Below are 20,387 nucleotides of genomic sequence, written 5' to 3' on the forward strand. Positions count from 1 at the left end.
CAGACCATCTCTTCATGTATGGTCTCCAAGTTGGCTTCACCTTTGACAAACCTTTCTTAACGAAAGGTTTCCAAAACGCGGAATTGATCAACGGCAAAAGCTTATAGTTTAGCGGCCGCTTTCAAAGCTTTAGCTCTTCCAGCCCGGCAAAAAGCTTGAGCGCCTCGGGGTTGGCAAGCGCCTCCTGATTCTTAACGGGCCGGCCATGCACGACCTCGCGCACGGCAAGTTCGACGATCTTGCCGGACTTGGTACGGGGGATATCCGCGACTGCAATGATTTTGGCCGGTACATGACGCGGAGAGGCGCCGACACGGATGCGAGTCTTAATCGCCTTTACCAGGTCCTCAGTCAGCACCACGCCAGCCGCCAGCCGGACGAAGAGCACGACGCGCACGTCGTCATCCCAGTCCTGACCGATGCAGAGCGCCTCGACGACCTCCTCCATCTGTTCGACCTGATTGTAGATTTCCGCCGTACCGATGCGCACGCCGCCAGGATTGAGCGTCGCATCCGAACGGCCGTGAATGATAAGGCCGCCATGTTCGGTCCATTCGGCGAAATCGCCGTGGCACCAGACATTGTCGAAGCGCTCGAAATAAGCCGCCCGATACTTCGCGCCGTCAGGATCGTTCCAGAACATGACCGGCATGGACGGGAAGGCTTTGGTGCAGACCAGCTCGCCCTTTTCCTGCCGGACCGGCTTGCCTTCGTCATTCCAGACATCGACGGCAAGGCCGAGACCTGCTCCCTGGATCTCACCACGCCAGACGGGCTGCAGCGGATTGCCGAGCACGAAGCAAGAGACGATATCCGTGCCCCCTGATATCGAGGCAAGCTGAACGTCTTCCTTGATACCTTCATAGACGAAGGCGAAACCTTCAGGCGACAACGGCGAGCCGGTGGAGGTGATCAGCCGCAAGCTCGAAAGGTCATGGCTCGTGCGCGGCGTCAGTCCGCTCTTGCGCACCGCGTCGATATATTTGGCCGAGGTCCCGAAGATCGCGAATTTCTCCTCGGCCGCATAATCGAAAAGCACATTGCCATCAGGCGCGAAAGGCGATCCGTCGAAAAGGCAGAGCGTGGCACCGGAAGCAAGGCCGCTCGCCAGCCAGTTCCACATCATCCAGCCGCAGGTGGTGAAGTAGAAAAGCTTGTCACCGGGCTGCAGGCCACAGTGGAGGCGATGCTCCTTCAGATGCTGGAGAAGCGTGCCGCCGGCCGAGTGCACGATGCATTTCGGCACGCCTGTCGTGCCCGAGGAAAACAGGATGTAGACCGGATGGGCGAAGGGTAGCTGGACGAAGTCGATCTGCTTCGGCTCGTAGGGAGCGATGAATTCGGCAAGCGTCTTGCCACCGACGGTTTCGCGCGCGACCTCTTCTGCATCGCCGGCATAGTGAACGACAATGGTCGGCACACCGAGGCTCTTTGCAACATTAGCCACCTTCGACTTCACGTCCTGCAGCTTGCCGTTATACCAATAGGCATCGCAGGCGATGAACAGCTTCGGCGCGATCTGACCGAAACGATCCAGCACACCCTGCTCGCCAAAATCGGGCGAACAGGACGACCAGATGGCGCCGATCGAGGTTGCCGCCAGCATGGCAGCTATCGTTTCCGGCATATTGGGCATCATGGCCGCAACACGGTCGCCCTCGCCGATGCCGAGCGCGCGAAAACCCTGCTGGAGCTGCGATACGAGCGCGCGCAGGCGATCCCACGACCAGCGGTCTTCGACCTTGTCCTCACCGCGGAAAATAACAGCATCGCCCGGCCCGCCTCCGCTCAGCAGGTTTTCGGCAAAGTTCAGGCGCGCCTCAGGAAAGAAGCGCGCTTCCAGCATGCGGTCGCCGTTCAAGAGAATATCCGCCCCGCGCTCTCCCTTCACGCCACAGAAATTCCACAAGGCCGACCAGAAACTCTCCCGATCGGCGATCGACCAGGCATGCAGATCCTCAAAGCCTTTCAAGGCAAGACCGAAGTCTCCGTTGCAGCGCTGCATAAAAGCATGGATCGGGCTATTTTCGATCCCATCTTCCGTGGGCGTCCAAAGCGGCTGATTTTCCTGCATTCAATCCTCCTCCCCAATCCGGAACTTATAGCATGCTGCATTGCATTATAAAGTGTGCAGCGACGCGATCCGCCACGCGTGGGATTTGCATATGCCCGGTATTTCATATATCCGGCAAAATCAGAAAATAACGGGTAACCGGCTGAAATTCCGGCGGAGCTCATGAGTACGTCAAGACAAGGCAGATGGCGAAAAAGAATCGGCCCCGTCTCGCGCTGGCTGCCGGCATTTGCCCGTGTCTCCACCATCATGTTGTTAATCGGGCTTGCCTTCTTCCTCGCGCTCAGGATCGCCGCTCCCTATCTTATTTCCACCGGCTTCGTGCGCTCGGGCATCGAGGATGCCCTGTCGAAATGGACGGGCTATCACGCGGAGATCAAGGGCAATCCAGTCCTCGAATTCTGGCCGACGCCACGCATTACGCTCAACGAAGTCACCATCCGCCAGCCGCGCGGAAGCGGCGACAAACTGCTCGGCCGCATCGAGAGCCTTTCAGCCGATTTCAGCCTGATCGATGCGCTGCGCGGCCATACCCGCTTCCACGAATTTCACCTGCTAAGGCCCAACCTCTCGCTGACGCGTGACGAGAACGGCCTTATCGACTGGAGCTATGCCGGCCTTCTGGCGCGAGCCATCGCAGGTGTGCAGGACAACAACGGCACCGAGATTCTCGCTCCGAAGCTTGATGCCGATATCGGCGCCGTGACCGTCGAGGACGGCACGCTGACCCTGACGGATACGCAGACAGGCAATGTCTACCACTTCGACAGTGTCGCAGCAGATATCGCCTGGCCGAAGCTGTCGAAGGCAATTTCGGCCGTCCTCATCGCCCGATTCAACGGCCAGGACCTGAAGATCGATTTTTCCTCGGCCGCACCGCTGCTCGTCTTCGCCGGCAGGAATGCCGAGATGAAGGCCTCGATCGCTTCCAATCTGCTGACCGCGCGTTTTCAAGGCGTCGGCAGCATGGTGAGCCTGTCCTCGGTCTCAGGCAATATCAACGCCAGCTTTCCGGACGTGCCGGCCCTCTTGAAATGGTCCGGCAGATCGATACCGGGAATCGAGTCGCTGAAGAGCGCCTCGATGACCTCGGATGTGTCGTCGGTGTCAAACGGCTTCCGCTTCAACAATGTCAGCATGACGCTGAACGATGCGAGCGCCACCGGCGTGATGGATTTCACCGTCGCACCCGGCAAGCGGCCGAAGATCGGCGGGACGCTTGCTTTCGACCAGATGAACCTCAAGCCGTTCCTCGACGCTTTCGCTCTCCGACTTGCCGCCGGCGGTCTGGGCGACATGCTGCTACCAAGCCCTCTCGGACCGCTGCAACTTCTCGATCTGGACGTCCGGCTTTCCGCGCGACAGGCGCAGATGGGGATCTTTTTGCTTGCGGACGTCGGCGCCAGCGTGATTGTCGCCGGCGAGGAGGCGAAATTCGATATCGGCGAAAGCCAGTTCGAGGGCGGCGAGATGACTGCCCATCTGGAGGCGACCCGCCGCGATTTCGATGGCGGTGGCAAATTGCAGCTTTCGATCCGCAATGCGGACTTCAATGCGCTGGCCGAGAAATTGCAGCTCAAGGGGCCGCTGCCGCATGCGATCGGCTCCCTCGACCTTTCGCTGGAGACGCCGAAGGCGATCTGGACGACGGGACTTGCCGATGTAACCGGCAAGCTCCGGTTCTGGACGGCATCGGGCTCCATTCCCGGTATCGACGTCTATGCACTTCGCACCCAGGCAGCGCAGAAGCCGTTCTTCGCGTTAAGCTCCACCGGAAACGGATCCTTCGCTTTCAGCAAGCTCGATCTTCGGGCCGACTTTGCCAATGGCACCGCGGAAATCCACGACGCGCGATTTGCCGGCTCCGATCAGACGCTGACACTATCAGGCGTCATCACTTATCAGTCGAACGGGCTTGCGCTCTCCGGTGTACTGGAAGCGATCGATCCGGCAAAAGCGGTCGATCTGCCGCGCCTGCCCTTCTTCATCGGCGGCTCGTGGCCGAACCCTGTCATTTCGCCGGTGCCGCTGTTCAACGCACCCGCGAAAACCCAGCCTTAGCGCCTTTCCTGGTCAATTCCAGTGCATTTCCGGACGCAAATCCGCTACACACTTCGCCGGAATTACTCTTAAGCGCTCGCCGCCGCGGCCCTCTCATCGCGCTCGCGCTGCACTTCGCGACGCTTGGTGACGACAGATGCGCAGATGACGCCAACCGTCACGATGGCAATCAGGATGGTGCAGACCGCGTTGATTTCAGGCGTGACGCCAAGACGCACCTGGCTGTAGATCTTCATCGGCAGCGTGGTTGCGCCCGGTCCTGATGTGAAGCTCGCAATCACGAGATCGTCTAGCGACAGGGTGAAGGCGAGGACCCAGCCGGAAAATACGGCAGGCGAGATGATCGGCAGCGTCACCTCGAAGAAGGTTCTGACCGGCGGGGCGCCGAGATCTTGAGCGGCCTCCTCGATCGACTGGTCGAAGCTCAGAAGCCGTGACTGCACGACGACGGCAACGAAGCACATGGTCAGCGTCGTGTGCGCCAGAGTGATGGTCCAGAAGCCGCGGTCAAGGCCGATTGCCACAAAGAGTAACAACAGCGACAGGCCGGTGATGACTTCGGGCATGACAAGCGGCGCATAGACCATTCCCGAGAAAAGCATGCGGCCCCGGAAGCGCGTGTAGCGCACCAGCGTCAGCGCCGCCATCGTGCCGAGGATGGTCGCGAACGTGGCCGAAAGCAGACCGACGCGGATCGTCACCCATGCGGCATCGAGCAAAGCCTGGTTCGAAAGCAGCGAGACATACCATTTGGCGGAGAAGCCGCCCCAGACGGTGACGAGCTTCGACTCATTGAACGAGAAGACGACAAGAAGCACGATCGGCAAGTAGAGGAAGGCAAAGCCGAGCACCACGGAGATGATATTGAAGCGGGTCCACCTCAGCATGACTTATCTCCCCCGCTCTTCGGCTTTGGCCTGCGCGTTCTGGAAGAAGACTATCGGGATCACCAGGATCAGCAACAGGATCGTTGCTACGGCCGAAGAGACCGGCCAGTCGCGGTTGGAATTGAATTCGCTCCAGAGTGTCTTACCGATCATCAGCGTCTGCGAGCCGCCGAGAAGATCGGGGATGACGAACTCACCGACAGCCGGAATGAAGACCAGCATGCAGCCGGCAATCACACCGGGGATCGATAGTGGGAAAGTGACGCGCCAGAATGCCCGGATCGGCGTGCAGCCGAGGTCCTGCGCCGCCTCGATCAGCGTGCCATCCATCTTTTCGAGAGCGGAATAGAGCGGCAGCACCATGAAGGGCAGATAGGAATAAACGATACCGATATAGACGGCCGTATTAGTGTTGAGGATGATCAGCGGGCTGTCGATGATGTGCAGCGACAGGAGGAGTTGGTTGAGCAATCCCTCCGGCTTCAGGATTGCGATCCAGGAATAGACGCGGATCAGGAAGCTCGTCCAGAACGGCAGGATGACGAGCATCAGCAGCGTCGGGCGAATGGTACGCGGCGCCTGCGCCATGCCATAGGCGATCGGATAGGCGATCAACAGCATCAGGAATGTGGAAATCCCAGCGATGATGACGCTCGACAGATAGGCGTTGAAGTAAAGCGGATCGTCCGTCAGATAGCCGTAATTGTCGAAAGAGAAGGTCGCCACCTTGCTCCAGAAACCGCTCCAGCCATCGGCAAGTGAAAACACCGGCTCATAAGGCGGAATGGCGATTGCCGTCGTCGACAGCGAAATCCGAAAGACGATGAAGAACGGCGCCAGAAAGAAGAGCAGCAGCCAGGCATAGGGAATGATGATCACGAGGCGGTTGTAGAAGCGTGAGGCAAACGTTCCCATAGGCTCAATCCTTCAACAGCACGCCGGCATCCTCATCGAAGGACACCCAGACTTCCTGATCATAGGTGAAGGGGTCGTCGACGGAACGCTGTGCGTTGAGGGAGGAGGCTCTGACGAATTTTCCGCTCGGCAGCCTGATATGGAAGACGGTCATGTCGCCGAGATAACCGATATCCCAGATCTCGCCCTTGGCGGCATTGAACGAGGCATTGGCGGGTGCTGCACGCGTGACGCGGATCTTTTCCGGGCGAATGGCAAAGCCGACCGTGTCGCCGACAGCAGGCGCCTCAGTGGTGGCGATGCGGATCGAGAAGCCGCTTTCGACTGATATCTCAAGTGCGCCGCTTCCTGTGCTTGTCGCCTTGCCGTCGAAGATGTTCACGTCGCCGATGAAATCGGCCACGAAGCGTGAATTCGGTGCCTCATAGATCTCGGCAGGCGTTGCCACCTGTACCACCTTGCCATGGCTCATGACGGCGATACGATCGGCCATCGTCATCGCCTCTTCCTGGTCGTGGGTGACGACGACGAAGGTGAGGCCGAGGTTCTGCTGCAGATCCATCAGTTCGAACTGGGTTTCCTCACGCAGTTTCTTGTCGAGCGCGCCGAGCGGCTCGTCGAGCAGCAGCACCTTCGGGCGCTTGGCGAGCGAACGGGCGAGCGCCACGCGCTGACGCTGACCGCCAGAGAGCTGGTTGGGCTTGCGGGAGGCGAACTGCTCGAGCTTCACGAGCTTGAGCATCTGCGATACGCGCTCAGCAATCTCGTCCTTCGGCATTCCATCCTGCCTCAAGCCGAAGGCAATGTTCTTCTCGACCGTCATATGCGGGAAAAGGGCATAAGACTGGAACATCATGTTGACCGGCCGCTTGTAGGGCGGCGTGCCGGCGAGATCGGCGCCATCGAGCACGATCTCACCCGACGTCGGCTGCTCGAATCCGGCCAGCATGCGCAAGAGTGTGGACTTGCCGCAGCCGGACGCGCCAAGCAGCGCAAAGAACTCGCGGTGATAGATATTCAGCGACAGGTCATTGACGGCAGTAAAATCGCCGAAGCGTTTGGTGACATTCCTAAAAGCAATGAAGGGTTTTGCAGACGGATCGGTCCATGGCGCGAACGCGCGGCGGATATTGCCGAGAGACTTCATATTATTCCCCGAAATACACGGTTTCAGCCGGCCTCCCCAGGCCGGTAATTGAAAGGCCCGGACGTTTCCGTCCGGGCCTGGTATCGTCTTACTGGCCAGTGACGACCTTCGTCCAGATTCGCGTCGCCGTGCGCTGGGTCTTCGGATCCCACGGCCGCACCGTGAAAAGACCCTTCATTACCTCATCCGTCGGATAGACGGCCGGGTCTTCCAGCACCTCTTTGCTGACGAACTGCTGCGAGGCCTTGTTGCCGTTGGCATAGAAGGTGAAGTCGCTCGCCTTGGCGATGACTTCCGGCTTCATCATGTAGTTCAGGAATTCATGCGCTTCGGCCACATGCTTGGCATCGGCGGGGATCGCCATCATGTCGAACCACATCTGTGCACCCTGCACAGGAATCGAGTAGTTGACCTCCACGCCATTCTTGGCTTCGGCCGCGCGGTCGCGGGCCTGCAGCATGTCGCCGGAATAGCCGAAGGCGATGCATATATCGCCATTGGCAAGGGCATTGATGTATTCGGACGAGTGGAACTTGCGAATGTAGGGGCGAGCGGCCGTCAGCAACTCTTCGACCTTCTTGAAATCCTCGGCCTTGGTGGAGTTCGGGTCGAGGCCGAGATATCGCAGCGCCGTGGTTATCACGTCCTTCGGCGTATCGAGCACATAGATACCGCAATCCTTGAATTTTGCCGCAACCTTCGGATCGAAGATCACTTCAAGGCCGGGCTTGGCATCGGAGCCGAGGATCTCGGCGACCTTCTTGACGTTGTAGCCGATGCCATCGGTACCCCACATGTAATCGACAGCATATTCGTTGCCCGGGTCGTATTCGGCGGTGCGCTGCTGGATCACATCCCACATGTTAGAAAGGTTCGGGAGCTTGGACTTGTCGAGCTTCTGGAAGACGCCGGCCTGGATCTGGCGCTGCAGGAAGTCGGCTGTCGGAACGACGACGTCGTAACCCGTGCCTCCAGCGAGCAGCTTGGTTTCCACGGTCTCGTTGGAATCGAACGTGTCGTAGACAACCTTGATGCCGGTTTCCTTGGTGAAGTCCTCAAGGATCGAGTTGTCGATATAATCGGACCAGTTGTAGACGTTGACCACGCGCTCCTGCGCGAAGACCGGCGCGGCAGCAAGGAGAGCGACAACGGCAACTGCCGTCAGGCTGGCGATTCTTGACCTCATAATATCTCCTGTTTCTTAAAGGCGTCGCGCCACCGGACACCTCTTCTTCCCTCTGGTTTGAACGCAGACTAGAAAGGAATTTCTGAGCCTACAAGCGCAAAATCCTGCAGTGTCAACGATTTCACACTCACTGAAAATCGAAGCTTCCAAGGCCGGCAGAAGTCTCGTCCAGTGCGAGTGGACGGGTGAGCGGCGGCTCGGCCCGCGAAAGGCATCCTCGCCTCTCGCAAAGGCGGCAGGCGGGGCCGACGGCGACCTGTAAAGCATCGCTTCGACCGTAGACCAGACTGTCGCGCAGGGCGGCATCGCAGCCGATCAGCAGAGCCGTGCGCCGCAACCGTTCGCCGAATCCGACAACAGGCCCTTCCAGCGTGCGTGCGATCGTCAGGAAAGTCCAACCATCGGGCATGACGACCGTCTCGGCCAATATCCTTTCGGGCTCCTGAAAGGCTGCATGGACATTGAGCTTCGGACAGTTGCCGCCGAAGCGTGCCTGAGGAAAGCCTTGAGCACCTGCCTTGCGGATTACATGCCCTGCGGCATCAATTTCCATGAGAAAGAACGGAATGCCCGCAGCACCGGGACGCTGCAGCATGACGAGGCGCGCCGCAGCGTGGCCGAAGGAGACAGCGAAACGGGCACGGATGAGATCGATGTCGTATCGGGTATTCTGTGCGGCAAGAAGAAAGGCCCCGTAAGGCATCAGCAAGGCGAGCGCCGCGCTGCGCGTAAGTTCGAAGCGGGCGATGCGCCGCGCCTCATCGGAAGACAAGGGCAACTCGTCGAGCGCGGCTTCGATCTGGGACCGCAGAGCGAGCCTTGCGACTTCGGTGGCTATCTCCTGCGCCTGATCGGCCCGCGAAAGGCGCTCGGACAAAAAAAGCCGCATCGAGTGACGGTCGAAGCGGCGACGCAGATCCGGCATGACGTGGACAGGCAGGATGCGGGTGGCGATGCCGCGCTCGTTCTTCAGCCAGTCCTTCAGGTCACCGCCGGCAACAAGCCCATTGGCGAAACTTTCGGCCGCCGCCTCGATGTCGGCGAAATAAGCGGGGCGGCGCTCCAGCACCTCCCTCACCTCATCCAGGGGCAGGCGGCCGGAAGCGACCGGCACACGGTCGTCCCCCGCCATCAAGGCGGTCAGGTCGGAAAGCCGGGCGGCCTGCTCGCGATAGGCGCGGTAGAGCTTGATCACCCCGCCGGCCGCGTTCGGCGCGGCATCGGCCACTTCGACAAGCTCCTGATCACCCGGCAACTCACCCGACAGCAACGGATCGGCGAACACTTCCTTCAGCTGACCAAGGCCGCCGGCAGTTTCGCCCTGTAGTTCCTCAAGATCGATGCGGTAGACGGAAGAGAGCTTGAGCAGCAGTTGCACCGTCAACGGGCGCTGATTGCGTTCGATGAGATTCAGATAGGAGGGCGATATCTCCAGCGCCTCGGCCATAGCAGTCTGCGTCAATGCCAGCGCATTGCGGATACGCCTGACTTTCGGCCCCGCAAAGATCTTCCGTTCCGCCATGTCACATCCTTTACATGTCGATCTTTACAAGTTTTTACAAAATTACAAAACAAGTCTGTAAATCCTCCTCATCCTAACCTCTTTCCTCACCTTGATTCAAAGGTTTTTCTGGATAATTTCCGCGTTTTTGTAAATCCTGTCATCAGCGCTCAGGCGTCGAAGTCCTAGAGGAGATTTACATGACAGATTTTTACAAACTCATCCGCAATGCCCCCGGTGGCCGTTTCGACGGTATCGAACGGCCCTATTCCGTCGCCGATGTAGAGCGTCTGCGCGGCTCCGTCGCGCTTCGCTACACGTTGGCTGAAATGGGGGCTGCCCGTCTCTGGCGGCTTCTGCATGAGGAGAACTTCGTCAACGCGCTCGGCGCGCTCTCCGGCAACCAGGCCATGCAGATGGTACGCGCCGGGCTGCAGGCGATCTATCTTTCCGGCTGGCAGGTCGCCGCCGACGCGAACACGGCATCGGCAATGTATCCGGATCAATCGCTCTATCCCGCCAATGCCGGGCCGGAGCTCGCAAAACGCATCAACCGGACACTCCAGCGCGCCGATCAGATCGAGACGGCGGAAGGTCAGGGGCTTTCAGTCGAGACTTGGTTTGCGCCCATCGTCGCTGACGCCGAAGCCGGTTTCGGTGGACCGCTCAACGCTTTCGAGATCATGAAAGCCTATATCGAGGCGGGGGCAGCCGGCGTTCATTTCGAAGATCAGCTGGCTTCGGAAAAGAAATGCGGCCATCTTGGCGGCAAAGTGCTGATCCCGACCGCCGCTCATATCCGCAATCTCGACGCGGCGCGGCTTGCGGCCGATGTCATGGGCGTGCCGACGCTCGTTATTGCCCGTACCGATGCCGAAGCGGCCAAACTTCTGACCTCTGACATCGACGAGCGCGACCAGCCCTTCGTCGATTACGATGCCGGACGCACGGTCGAGGGTTTCTACCAGGTGCGCAACGGGCTGGAACCCTGCATTGCGCGTGCCGTCGCCTATGCGAGCCATTGCGACCTCATCTGGTGCGAGACGTCGAAGCCTGACCTGGAACAAGCACGCCGCTTTGCCGAAGGTGTCCACAAAGTGCATCCCGGCAAGCTGCTCGCCTATAATTGCTCGCCGTCCTTCAACTGGAAGAAAAATCTCGACGATGCGACGATCGCCAAGTTCCAGCGCGAACTCGGCGCCATGGGCTACAAGTTCCAGTTCATCACGCTCGCCGGGTTCCATCAGCTGAACTACGGCATGTACGAGCTCGCCAGCGGTTATCGAGAGCGGCAGATGGAAGCCTATTGCGAGCTTCAACAGGCGGAATTTGCTGCGGAAGCACGCGGCTATACCGCCACCAAACATCAGCGCGAAGTCGGCACCGGCTATTTCGATGCCGTGTCGCTGGCGATATCGGGCGGGCGTGCTTCGACGACGGCCATGGGAGAATCAACCGAACACGCCCAGTTCAAACCGGCTGCCGAGTAGAGGAGGACAAAACATGGCATCCATCGCACGCGTCCGCGAACGGACGGAAGAACAGGCAAGCAGCATGACGGATAACCAGCAGACGGTGATCCGCATGCTCGCCAATGATCTGCACAGGCTGAACCAGTCGGTGATGAAGGCGGTCGAGGCCGGTGTTTCGGTGGAGCTGGTGCGCTCCGCCCGGCATCATGGCGGCGACGGCAACTGGGGCGATCTGTTGATCCCCGTCATCGTCGCAAACAGAAATTAGGCATAGGTCCGGTGGTAAAGACCACCGGACCTACGCTATTTGACGCAATTGTCAGCCTGGCGGAGTCGCGTCATAGTCGAGCATATCTTCGAACGGAATGCATATGCCCGGTTCGCCGCACGCAAAACTCAACATTCTGACCGATCTGATTTATGGCGCGCTGTTCGGCGAGACGTCGTGGCAAGCCTTTCTCGACGCGCTGACGGCGACGATGCCTGACGCCAAGTCGACGCTGTTTTTCCACGATGTCGTCGCGCGCACCGGCGGCCTTTCGCTTTCCTCCGGTTTCGCGGAAAAGGAAAGCGAGGCCTATAACCGCCATTACGCGGCCATCAATCCGTGGATGCCGCGCGCCGCCACTCGGCCGATCGGCCTTGGCGTGATCGCCGATCAGATGCTGCCGCGCGAGCAGCTCCTCAAGACGGAATTCTACAGCGATTACATCAGATGGATCGGCTGCGAAAGCAGCGTCGGCGTGACGATCATGCGCGAGCGCGGGCGCTCCTTCAACCTTTCGATGCTGACCTCGTCTTCCGATCCGGATTTAAATCGCGGCAATGCCGAACTGCTCACCGACCTGGCGCCGCATCTGCGGCGCGCCTTTGACTTCATTCGCCGCGAGCACAGCAATCCTCATAACAATGAAAACGGATTGGCGCTCTTCGATGCGATCGGCGTCGGCATCGTCTATATCGGCGAAGATCAGACGATCCGCTCGCTCAACAATGCAGCGGAGCGGATAGTCGCCGAGGGCGAGACGATCGGCGTCACCTCGACCGGGCGGATCGTCATCGATGACAGGGAGCTCGCCTCCCGTCTGTCGGTGCTGCTGCGCAACCGCTTGCAGGCAGCTTCTCCGGCGAGCACGCTAATCAGGATGAAGAACACCGGCTTCAAATGCACGCTGGTGAAGATGCAATCGGATTTCATCACTCAATTTCTCGAAGGACCGACGGTGGCGATGATCATCGAGCGGACGAGCGTTCCACTACGGCCCGATCTCAACGACGCCCTGCCGCGCATCGACCAGCTGACGGCGGCGGAAATGCGGATCGCTGCCGGCATCGCGGCGGGCCTGTCGTTGCGCGAGGTCGCACGCACGAACGATGTCAGCTACGAGACGGCGCGTTCGCATCTCAAGAACATTTATTCGAAGCTCGGGGTGAACAGCCAGGTGGCGCTCGTGCGGCGGCTGATGCCGTAACGCAGTTCCGGCTAGCCGCGGCTGGCGCGCTTGCCGGCGAAGAGATCGGTGTAGCTTTTCAAGAGCTTCGTCATTCGGTCGGCGACTGTGCGGATTTCCGGGCGGTGACGATCCTCGGCATTCATGACGATCCATTGGCGGTGCCGCAGTTCCGGCAACTCGCCGCCGCAACGGTCCAGTTCGGGATCGAGATCGCCGACGAAGCAGGGCAGTACTGCCTTTCCCGCACCCGCACGCACCAGATCCAGCAGGGAACGCGGACGATTGACGGTCGCGACGATCGCGGATGCGGCATTCTGATAGGGCCAGCGCAGATAGGCGGAGATGGTGTCCTCCGCGCCGACGGCGATCCATCTCATATCGTCCCGGTTGGTATTGCGTCTGATGTAGACGGCATAGGCGACTTCGCCGAGCAGACGGGCGGCGAGATTGCTTTCCTCCGGCTCGAAGGCGCGGATGCCGATATCGCTTTCCCGGTAATTCAGGTTCGCTCGCGCCTCGCCAATCGCCAGAGAGATGCCGAACGTGTCTCCCGGCATGCGGATCGCCGAAAAATTCTCCGTCAGCAGCCAAGAGATCCATGTGCCGGCAGCGATCCTGACGGTGGCCCCACCCTCGGACGATTGCCGCCATGCTTCGACCTTGCGGGCGGCGGCTTCCATCTCCTGCAGATGATCAACGAGGGTCTGTCCATCAGCGGTCAGGCGGTAGCCTGTCTGGCTGCGGTGAAAGAGTGCGCGGCCGAGTTCCTGCTCGAGATCGAGCATGCGCCGGCCGATCGTCGCCGGGCTCAGAGCAGTGGCGGCACTTGCGCCCGTCAGGCCGCCGCTGCGGGCAACCTGCAGGAAAAGTTGATAGGAATCCCAATTGCCGCTTTTCATGAGTGAAAAACATAATGGGATTTCGCCTGTTTAAGAAGCGAATTTTGATGTGTAGATCAATCGATGTCCATAAACGAAAGGACATCACGATGATGGAGTGTTTTCTGATCGCAGATATTGCTGGCCGGATGCAGCGGGCAAGATTGCTGCAGCAAACAAGACGCGACCGGATTAAAGACGAAGACGCGTTTTACAATACGGTCGCAAGCAGCCCCTTGGTGCGATTTGCCGTCTGGCTGACCGAGCCGAGAGATCGAGGCGCCGGGCACACAAAAGTGCAGCCCGGCAGAAATGAATCCAAATATCAGGCCGCCTGTCTCACGCGGCCATGAGCGGCAGCGCCTTCGGCAAGGCGGAACTGCTCGATGAGCGCCATCAGCATGTCGGCCTCTTCCGCCAGCTGGCGGCTTGCCTGCGTGGTTTCGGCAACCATGGAGGCATTCTTCTGCGTCATTTGGTCCATCGCATTGACGGAACTGTTGACGTCCTGAAGGGCGGCAGACTGGTCGCGGCTCGCCGTGGCGATGGTCTCGACATGGCCGCTGATTGTGATGATCTCGTGGCTGATCGAGGCGAGCACGCTGCCGGTCTTCTGCACCAGTTCAGAACCGGCATTCACCTCGCGGGTCGACTGGTCGATCAGCGCCTTGATTTCCTTGGCGGCATTGGCCGAGCGCTGGGCAAGCTCGCGCACTTCCTGCGCCACGACGGCAAAGCCCTTGCCCGCCTCACCGGCGCGCGCCGCCTCGACACCGGCGTTCAGCGCCAGAAGGTTTGTCTGGAAGGCGATGTCGTCGATGACCACGATGATCTGTTCGATGCGTTGCGAGGCGTCTTCAATGCGGCCCATGGCGGCGACGGCATCACCGACGACAGTACCGGAACCGTCCGCCGTCCGTTTAGTCGCGGCAACGACATTGTTTGCCTCATGGGCGCGTTCGGCCGACGAGCGGACGGTAACGGTGATCTGTTCGACGGCGGCAGCCGTTTCTTCAAGGCTTGCGGCCTGGGATTCCGTGCGCTTGGAAAGTTCGTCAGCCGAGGCGGAAACCGAACCGCTGTTGCGCTGGATGGAAGCTGCACTTGCCCGAATGCGCGTCAGCGTATCCTGAAGGCGCAGGAGCGACCTGTTGAAATCCATGCGGAGCTGTTCGAGCCGGCCGACGAAGGGTGTTTCGATGGTCTGCGAAATATCGCCCTGGGACAGGCGTCCCAGACCGGCGGCAAGCTGATTGACGGCAAAATCGATCTGGCTGTCGAGCGTGCGCTTCTCTGCATCGTTGCGGCTGCGCTCGGCTTCGTTCAGGGCGCGCTGTTCGACGGCCTGCGTCTCAAGTTCCTGCCGGGCGACCGCGCTGTCGCGGAAGAGAGCGAGCGCACGGCCGATGTCGCCGAATTCGTTCTTCTTTTCGACGCAGGGGACGGCGCTGACGAGATCACCCGACGAAATGGCACGCACGCTTGATGTCAGCGCCTGCATCGGCCTGACGGAACGGCGGATCGCATAGAAAGCGAGTACGCCGACGAGCAGCATCACCACAGCGCCAGCGCTGAGAACCAGCGTCTGCAGTTCGTTCATCCGCTGGTAATAGACTTCCATCGGTATGCCGATGAAGAGGATGCCGATCGTGGCGCCAGACGGATTCTTGACCGGGAAATAGCCCGTCATGAACTTGCGGCTGAACAGGTCCGCCGGACCGTAATAGGAATTACCCTGTGCGAGCACAGGCTGAGCGGGATGATCCGCGGCAAGTTTGGTGCCGACGGCACGGTCGCCATTTTCCTTCTTCACATTGGTGGAGACGCGGACGTAATCGCCTCCCTGCTTTTCGAAGATGGTGGCGACGCCGGCGATCGACTGCGCCGTGCGATCAACCAGCGAATAGTCGCCGAAGGCGGGGATCTTGTCTTCGGTGACGCCGGACAGAACGTTGTCCTTTACATCGATACGGACATCAGCATCGCTTGCGCCATAGAGAACCGCCATCGAGCGGCTTGCATCCTTCGCGTCGGATACAGCGCTATCCATGACATAGCTGCCGAGATTGTAATAGGTCACGCCGACAATCGCTGCGGTGCTGACCGCAAGCAGAAGCAGCGTCATCGCAACGATCTGACGCACAATGGATGTCGAAAAGAAACGCAGCATCTGGAACCTCTGGCAACACAACGGTATCAGGTTCATAAGAATGCGTTAGGGAAAATTTTTCCTTAACACCGGGCCGAGCGAGGCGCTTTACTTGCGTTTTTTCAAGTTTAGTATGACTTGACGAGTATCGCAGCCGCCACCGAGGCAGAAAATTTCAATCCATTCAATTTCAAACAACCTCAGAGAGATTTTAGCAAAAACAAAAATGGCCCCGAAAATGGGGCCATTTGTATTGCGGGTTGAATATCGGAATCAGGCGGCGCGGTACATATGCACGTCGGTGCCGCCGTCGATCTTGAACTGCTGCACGAGATGCAGCAACGCGTCCGCCTCGTTTGCGAGCTCGCGGCTTGCGGCAGTGGTCTCTTCCACCATCGCGGCGTTCTGCTGTGTCATCTGGTCCATCTGGTTGACGGTGGAGTTGACCCCCTGCAGCGCGCTCGACTGGTCGTGGCTTGCGCGGGCGATCATTTCGACGTGCTGGCTGATCGTGACGATCTGGGCGCTGATCTTGGCGAGAACCGTTCCGGTTTCCTGTACGAACTGCGAACCGGAATTGACCTCGTTCGTCGACTTGTTGATGAGGCCCTTGATCTCCTGCGCGGCAGCGGCAGAGCGCTGGGCAAGCTCGCGGACTTCCATGGCGACAACGGCAAAGCCCTTGCCAGCCTCACCGGCGCGGGCGGCTTCGATGCCGGCGTTCAGAGCGAGCAGGTTGGTCTGGAAGGCGATCTCGTCGATGACACCGATAATCTGCTCGATCTGACGCGATGCATCCTCGATACGGCCCATGGCATCGATCGCATTGTTGACGACGACGGCGGAGTCGTCGGCGCTGCGCTTGGCTTGGCGGACGATCTGGTCGGCATCCTTGGCACGCTCGGCAGACGAGCGGACGGTCACGGTGATCTGATCGACAGCGGCAGCGGTTTCCTCCAGCGACGCGGCCTGCTGCTCGGTGCGCTTGGAGAGATCCTCGGCGGACTGGGCCATCTGGTTGCCGTTGCCTTGGATCATCTGGACGTTATCGCGGATCTGGCTCATCGTCGCCTGCAGGCGCAGCATCGAACCGTTGAAATCCTGGCGGAGCTGTTCGAGACGGCCGATGAAGGGCGTTTCGATCGTCGTCGAGATATCGCCCTGCGACATGCGCTCGAGGCCGGCGGCAAGCGCGTTGACCGCGAATTCGATCTGGCGATCCATCTCGCGCTTTTCGGCATCGTTGCGCTGGCGCTCATGCTCGGCGGCCTGCCGCTCTTCGTCGCTCTGCTCCTCGATACGGATCTTGGAGATGGCATTTTCCTTGAAAATGCCGAGGGCGCGGGCCATATCGCCGATTTCGTCGGAACGCTTCTCACCGGAGATGTTGGTGTCGAGCGCACCTTCGGCGATACGGCGCATGGCGGCGGTGATCTGGGCGATCGGCCGCTGCAGCGTCAGCACCAGTGCGATGCCGCCGACGATGGACACCAGGATGCCGAGCGCTGTCGTACCAACGGAGATGCTGTTGGCCTGGTCGCGTTCCGCGCCAGCAGTCTGCTTCTGCTCTTCCGCAAAGCTGGTCAGCTGGCCCCAGACGCCGTCGAGCTGCTGTCGCGCTGCGGCATAATCGGCCGTGCGTTGATTGATCACATCAACGAGGCTTTGCGCACCCTTATCCATCGAAGCGAGAGCGGGCGTAATCGCGTCGACGATGTCACCGGCGAAATTCATACCCTTGGCGCTTGCCTGAAGGGTGTTCAACATGGTGTTGAGCGTGGCGATCTCCTGGTTCAGGCGAACGCGATTTTCCTTGTTCGGCTTGGCATTGAACTCGGCAAGCACGAGCTGCAGCGAATAAATGGAGCTTTCAAGGCGCCGGGTGTCTTCCAGCACGGAATTCGTCTGAGCGATGCGGCTGTCAAGCTCCACGAAGGTCGTCGTGGCCTCACGCATCATTTGCGTGGCGGTGAGCTGCGTGTAAGTCGACATCTGGCGGAAGCGGGAAACCAGACGACCCAGATTGGCAACGCTGTCGTCCGTGCCGGCGTCCGGAGCCGTCGCCTGGGCTTTCAGGTCGCTGATGGTCTGCGCCATCGACTGGGTCATGCTCTTCTGGTTCTGCGGAACGGAGATTTCGATCATGCGCTGCGCCTTGACGATCGCAGGCAGCGCATCGGTCACGACCTTCAGCTTGTCAGCAGACGTCTGCGCCTTGTTGAAATCGTTCATGGTGGTTGCCAGCGTGTCGCCGCCCTTCAGGAGACGGTCGGCTGCGCGCAATGTCGCCGTTGCATTGCCTTCATCGGTGCGGATGTTCTCTTCCAATTGCTTGGCGTCATAGCTGACGTTGAAGCGATTGGTGATCATCACCTTTTGGGCATCGTCGATCTGCTTACGAAGGGCCACTTCCTGCTCGTGCAGCGTCCAGAGCTTGCCGACAGTATCCGAAATGCCCTTGGTCCCTTCGATGGCTGCCTGCAAATTCTCATGACCGGCATTGTCGCCGATCTGCGCCATGGTGGCATTCAGCGTCTGGCCCTGGGTCTTGATATCTGCATGGAGCTTGTCGCGCGCCTGCTCGTTGGTGGTCTGCAGGAAGTCGCCCATCGAGGCGTAAAGGTCCTTGAACCCGCTCAGCGACTGGAGAACACTGTTGGAAATCTCCATTCGGCCCTGCAGAAGACCGGATGCATAAAGACCAGTAAGACCGACCGCGGAAATGGTGATGACGAATGGCAGAACAAAAATCAGAACCTTGGTCTGAATTTTGAAACGAGACAGAATCTTGTCAATGAACATGGCGCGCTGTGCCTTTCATACACCACTCCTCCTGCCGGCAACCTTTCGGCGCCAGCCGGTGCATATCGAGCTGATCTACTAACAGTTGGGAAACCCTGAAAGGGCGGCAGTCATTGCCGGCTCATTTCCGGCAAAGGCCGGAAACACCCAAATAATCCTCTCCAATGTGTCAGATTAGATGTTAATTTTCGGATAAACAGTAAGAGCGCATCAGCTATGGTCGCACAATAGTTGCAAATCGCGCGCTATTGAACCGCGATATATCAATCGGCAGACCAGAAGACTTCCATTTCGAGCTGCAGAAAGATCAGACGAAGTGGGAGAAAAGAACAGCAATGCTGGCGGCGGTCGCGCCTGCGGCAAGCATCAGATAGCGCAGAGCTACGAGTTTCGTATCAGGCTTTGCCTGGGCGATTGCGATGGCGCGGGAGCGTCGAGTGTTTCTGTCCATTGCGAAACCTCACTTCTATCTAAGCACAACAATCCAATAAAACAGCTTGCCGGTAAAGCTTCATTTAGGAATGATTTGCCAGCCTGCCATTGGGACAGGATGGCGCAGCCAATCTTAAGAAGTCTTGAATCGAGGAAAAGGTTTCACGTCTACGAATATTCGCGTTTACAATGTCTCACCGGCGGCAAAACCGGACGCCCAGGCCCACTGAAAATTATAGCCGCCGAGCCAGCCGGTCACATCTACGCATTCGCCGATGAAATAGAGACCAGAAACGGACTTGGCCTGCATGCTGCGGGAATCGAGACCCACCGTGTCGATGCCGCCGAGCGTGACTTCCGCCGTACGATACCCCTCCGAACCAGACGGCCTGACGGACCAGTTCTGTACGGAATCGGCAAGTTTGGTCAGCAGCTTGTCGGAGAGGTCGGCCATGTTGCCGCTGACACCCTCGCGTTCGACGATATATTGCGCTAAGCGCTTCGGCAGGATTTCACCAAGCGCCGTCTGTGCGGACTGGCGCCCATTTGCTTGTTTCGCCTTCTTCAGATGCGCGGCGATATCGACGTCCGGCTCGATATCGATGGTGATAGCATCACCTTCCCGCCAGTAGGAGGAAATCTGCAGGATGGCGGGGCCGCTGAGACCGCGGTGGGTGAAGAGTAGGGCTTCGCGAAAGGAGGTCTTTCCGTGGCTGATCTCGGCCGGCGCGGAAATGCCTGACAGGGGCGCGATGCTTTCAAGCAGGATCGGGTCGAGCGTCACGGGCACGAGGCCGGGACGCGTTTCGGTGAGAGCAAGGCCGAACTGCTCGGCAATGCGATAGGCGAAGCCCGTCGCGCCCATCTTGGGAATGGATCTTCCGCCGGTTGCGATGACGAGCGAGGAAGCTTCGAAGAGGCCTTCCGATGTGGAGACGCGGAAGCCGCTTTCGGTCTTCTCCACGCTTGAGATTTCGATGCCGAGATGCCAGGCGGCACCCGCCGCGCGCATCTCGTCGAGAAGCATGAAGATGATCTCCTTGGCGCTGTTATCGCAGAAAAGCTGGCCGAGCGTCTTTTCATGCCAGGCGATCCCATGACGGTCGACCATGGCAACGAAATCCGCCGGCGTGAAACGGGCAAGCGCCGATTTGCAGAAATGCGGATTTGCAGAGAGGAAGTTTTTCGGGCCGGCATTGACGTTGGTGAAATTGCAGCGGCCGCCGCCGGAAATGCGGATCTTCTCCCCTGGAGCGCGGGCATGGTCGAGCACGGTGACCGAGCGGCCGCGCTGACCGGCGCGGATAGCGCACATCATGCCCGCGGCACCCGCCCCGATGACGATCACATCGCTCTTGCGCTGCAAAATCCGTTTTCCCTGCTGAAATCGCGTCTTCTTTTTCCATCAAAGCGCCGATGTCAACGCCTT

General features: G+C 59.4%; 15 protein-coding genes and 1 pseudogene. 5 read left to right on the plus strand and 11 right to left on the minus strand.

Translation table 11 applies throughout. From position 1 onward, the window contains the following. Positions 1 to 121: 121 nt before the first annotated feature. Positions 122 to 2,074, minus strand: a complete 1,953-nt coding sequence (locus tag JNB85_RS04585) for an acetoacetate--CoA ligase (RefSeq protein ID WP_220333218.1) — start codon at positions 2,072 to 2,074, stop codon at positions 122 to 124. Between the two features lie 162 nt (positions 2,075 to 2,236). On the opposite strand from JNB85_RS04585, the gene JNB85_RS04590 reads away from it, so the two are divergent. After that, positions 2,237 to 4,135 (plus strand): AsmA family protein, encoded by a 1,899-nt coding sequence (locus JNB85_RS04590; RefSeq protein ID WP_220333219.1) that lies wholly within the window; start codon positions 2,237 to 2,239, stop codon positions 4,133 to 4,135. 68 nt (positions 4,136 to 4,203) lie between these two features. On the opposite strand, the gene JNB85_RS04595 is transcribed toward JNB85_RS04590, so the two are convergent. From JNB85_RS04595 to JNB85_RS04615, 5 genes are all read right to left on the minus strand, one after another. Further along, positions 4,204 to 5,022, minus strand: coding sequence for an ABC transporter permease (locus JNB85_RS04595; protein WP_220333220.1), 819 nt, complete (start codon positions 5,020 to 5,022; stop codon positions 4,204 to 4,206). A 3-nt stretch (positions 5,023 to 5,025) separates the two neighbouring features. Beyond that, a complete protein-coding gene (locus JNB85_RS04600) occupies positions 5,026 to 5,937 on the minus strand; it encodes an ABC transporter permease subunit (protein WP_220333221.1) in 912 nt (303 codons plus the stop codon). Between the two features lie 4 nt (positions 5,938 to 5,941). Then, positions 5,942 to 7,084, minus strand: a complete 1,143-nt coding sequence (locus JNB85_RS04605; protein ID WP_220333222.1) for an ABC transporter ATP-binding protein — start codon at positions 7,082 to 7,084, stop codon at positions 5,942 to 5,944. Between the two features lie 88 nt (positions 7,085 to 7,172). Then, positions 7,173 to 8,270, minus strand: a complete 1,098-nt coding sequence (locus tag JNB85_RS04610) for a polyamine ABC transporter substrate-binding protein (protein ID WP_220333223.1) — start codon at positions 8,268 to 8,270, stop codon at positions 7,173 to 7,175. 127 nt (positions 8,271 to 8,397) lie between these two features. Next, a complete protein-coding gene (locus JNB85_RS04615; RefSeq protein ID WP_220333224.1) occupies positions 8,398 to 9,792 on the minus strand; it encodes a helix-turn-helix domain-containing protein in 1,395 nt (464 codons plus the stop codon). A 179-nt stretch (positions 9,793 to 9,971) separates the two neighbouring features. Between JNB85_RS04615 and aceA the strand changes: the two genes are divergently transcribed. The 3 genes from aceA (at position 9,972) to JNB85_RS04630 (ending at position 12,715) form a co-directional block, all read left to right on the plus strand. After that, positions 9,972 to 11,261 carry an isocitrate lyase gene (aceA, locus tag JNB85_RS04620; RefSeq protein WP_220333225.1) on the plus strand — a complete coding sequence of 430 codons (1,290 nt, stop codon included), beginning with the start codon at positions 9,972 to 9,974 and terminating at the stop codon, positions 11,259 to 11,261. A gap of 13 nt (positions 11,262 to 11,274) precedes the next feature. Continuing rightward, positions 11,275 to 11,511 (plus strand): SMc00767 family acetate metabolism repressor, encoded by a 237-nt coding sequence (locus JNB85_RS04625; protein ID WP_183749012.1) that lies wholly within the window; start codon positions 11,275 to 11,277, stop codon positions 11,509 to 11,511. Positions 11,512 to 11,614: 103 nt separating this feature from the next. After that, a complete protein-coding gene (locus JNB85_RS04630) occupies positions 11,615 to 12,715 on the plus strand; it encodes a helix-turn-helix transcriptional regulator (protein ID WP_220333226.1) in 1,101 nt (366 codons plus the stop codon). Between the two features lie 11 nt (positions 12,716 to 12,726). On the opposite strand, the gene JNB85_RS04635 is transcribed toward JNB85_RS04630, so the two are convergent. Beyond that, positions 12,727 to 13,596, minus strand: coding sequence for a LysR family transcriptional regulator (locus JNB85_RS04635; protein WP_220333227.1), 870 nt, complete (start codon positions 13,594 to 13,596; stop codon positions 12,727 to 12,729). A 14-nt stretch (positions 13,597 to 13,610) separates the two neighbouring features. Between JNB85_RS04635 and JNB85_RS04640 the strand changes: the two genes are divergently transcribed. Beyond that, positions 13,611 to 13,928, plus strand: coding sequence for a hypothetical protein (locus JNB85_RS04640; protein ID WP_223216431.1), 318 nt, complete (start codon positions 13,611 to 13,613; stop codon positions 13,926 to 13,928). Here JNB85_RS04640 and JNB85_RS04645 read toward each other — a convergent pair. The 4 genes and pseudogenes from JNB85_RS04645 to JNB85_RS04660 form a co-directional block, all read right to left on the minus strand. Next, complete coding sequence (locus JNB85_RS04645; RefSeq protein WP_220333228.1) at positions 13,901 to 15,745, minus strand: methyl-accepting chemotaxis protein; 1,845 nt, start codon at positions 15,743 to 15,745, stop codon at positions 13,901 to 13,903. The two genes, JNB85_RS04640 and JNB85_RS04645, sit on opposite strands and share 28 nt — an antisense overlap. Positions 15,746 to 15,997: 252 nt before the next feature. Then, positions 15,998 to 18,526, minus strand: coding sequence for a methyl-accepting chemotaxis protein (locus JNB85_RS04650; protein WP_220333229.1), 2,529 nt, complete (start codon positions 18,524 to 18,526; stop codon positions 15,998 to 16,000). Positions 18,527 to 18,833: 307 nt separating this feature from the next. Further along, positions 18,834 to 18,977: a hypothetical protein gene (locus JNB85_RS04655; protein ID WP_220333230.1), complete on the minus strand. Its 144-nt coding sequence runs from the start codon at positions 18,975 to 18,977 to the stop codon at positions 18,834 to 18,836. Positions 18,978 to 19,142: 165 nt separating this feature from the next. Beyond that, positions 19,143 to 20,364 (minus strand): annotated as a pseudogene (locus tag JNB85_RS04660) (BaiN/RdsA family NAD(P)/FAD-dependent oxidoreductase). Positions 20,365 to 20,387 lie beyond the last annotated feature (23 nt).

Source organism: Rhizobium mesosinicum, assembly GCF_019511345.1.
Lineage (GTDB): Bacteria > Pseudomonadota > Alphaproteobacteria > Rhizobiales > Rhizobiaceae > Rhizobium > Rhizobium mesosinicum.

Bases quoted from the DNA above. Each gene is read 5' to 3' on its own strand.
- JNB85_RS04585 (WP_220333218.1), bottom strand. From the start codon at position 2,074: ATGCAGGAAAATCAGCCGCTTTGGACGCCCACGGAAGATGGGATCGAA.
- JNB85_RS04590 (WP_220333219.1), top strand. From the start codon at position 2,237: ATGAGTACGTCAAGACAAGGCAGATGGCGAAAAAGAATCGGCCCCGTC.
- JNB85_RS04595 (WP_220333220.1), bottom strand. From the start codon at position 5,022: ATGCTGAGGTGGACCCGCTTCAATATCATCTCCGTGGTGCTCGGCTTT.
- JNB85_RS04600 (WP_220333221.1), bottom strand. From the start codon at position 5,937: ATGGGAACGTTTGCCTCACGCTTCTACAACCGCCTCGTGATCATCATT.
- JNB85_RS04605 (WP_220333222.1), bottom strand. From the start codon at position 7,084: ATGAAGTCTCTCGGCAATATCCGCCGCGCGTTCGCGCCATGGACCGAT.
- JNB85_RS04610 (WP_220333223.1), bottom strand. From the start codon at position 8,270: ATGAGGTCAAGAATCGCCAGCCTGACGGCAGTTGCCGTTGTCGCTCTC.
- JNB85_RS04615 (WP_220333224.1), bottom strand. From the start codon at position 9,792: ATGGCGGAACGGAAGATCTTTGCGGGGCCGAAAGTCAGGCGTATCCGC.
- aceA (WP_220333225.1), top strand. From the start codon at position 9,972: ATGACAGATTTTTACAAACTCATCCGCAATGCCCCCGGTGGCCGTTTC.
- JNB85_RS04625 (WP_183749012.1), top strand. From the start codon at position 11,275: ATGGCATCCATCGCACGCGTCCGCGAACGGACGGAAGAACAGGCAAGC.
- JNB85_RS04630 (WP_220333226.1), top strand. From the start codon at position 11,615: ATGCCCGGTTCGCCGCACGCAAAACTCAACATTCTGACCGATCTGATT.
- JNB85_RS04635 (WP_220333227.1), bottom strand. From the start codon at position 13,596: ATGAAAAGCGGCAATTGGGATTCCTATCAACTTTTCCTGCAGGTTGCC.
- JNB85_RS04640 (WP_223216431.1), top strand. From the start codon at position 13,611: ATGGGATTTCGCCTGTTTAAGAAGCGAATTTTGATGTGTAGATCAATC.
- JNB85_RS04645 (WP_220333228.1), bottom strand. From the start codon at position 15,745: ATGCTGCGTTTCTTTTCGACATCCATTGTGCGTCAGATCGTTGCGATG.
- JNB85_RS04650 (WP_220333229.1), bottom strand. From the start codon at position 18,526: ATGTTCATTGACAAGATTCTGTCTCGTTTCAAAATTCAGACCAAGGTT.
- JNB85_RS04655 (WP_220333230.1), bottom strand. From the start codon at position 18,977: ATGGACAGAAACACTCGACGCTCCCGCGCCATCGCAATCGCCCAGGCA.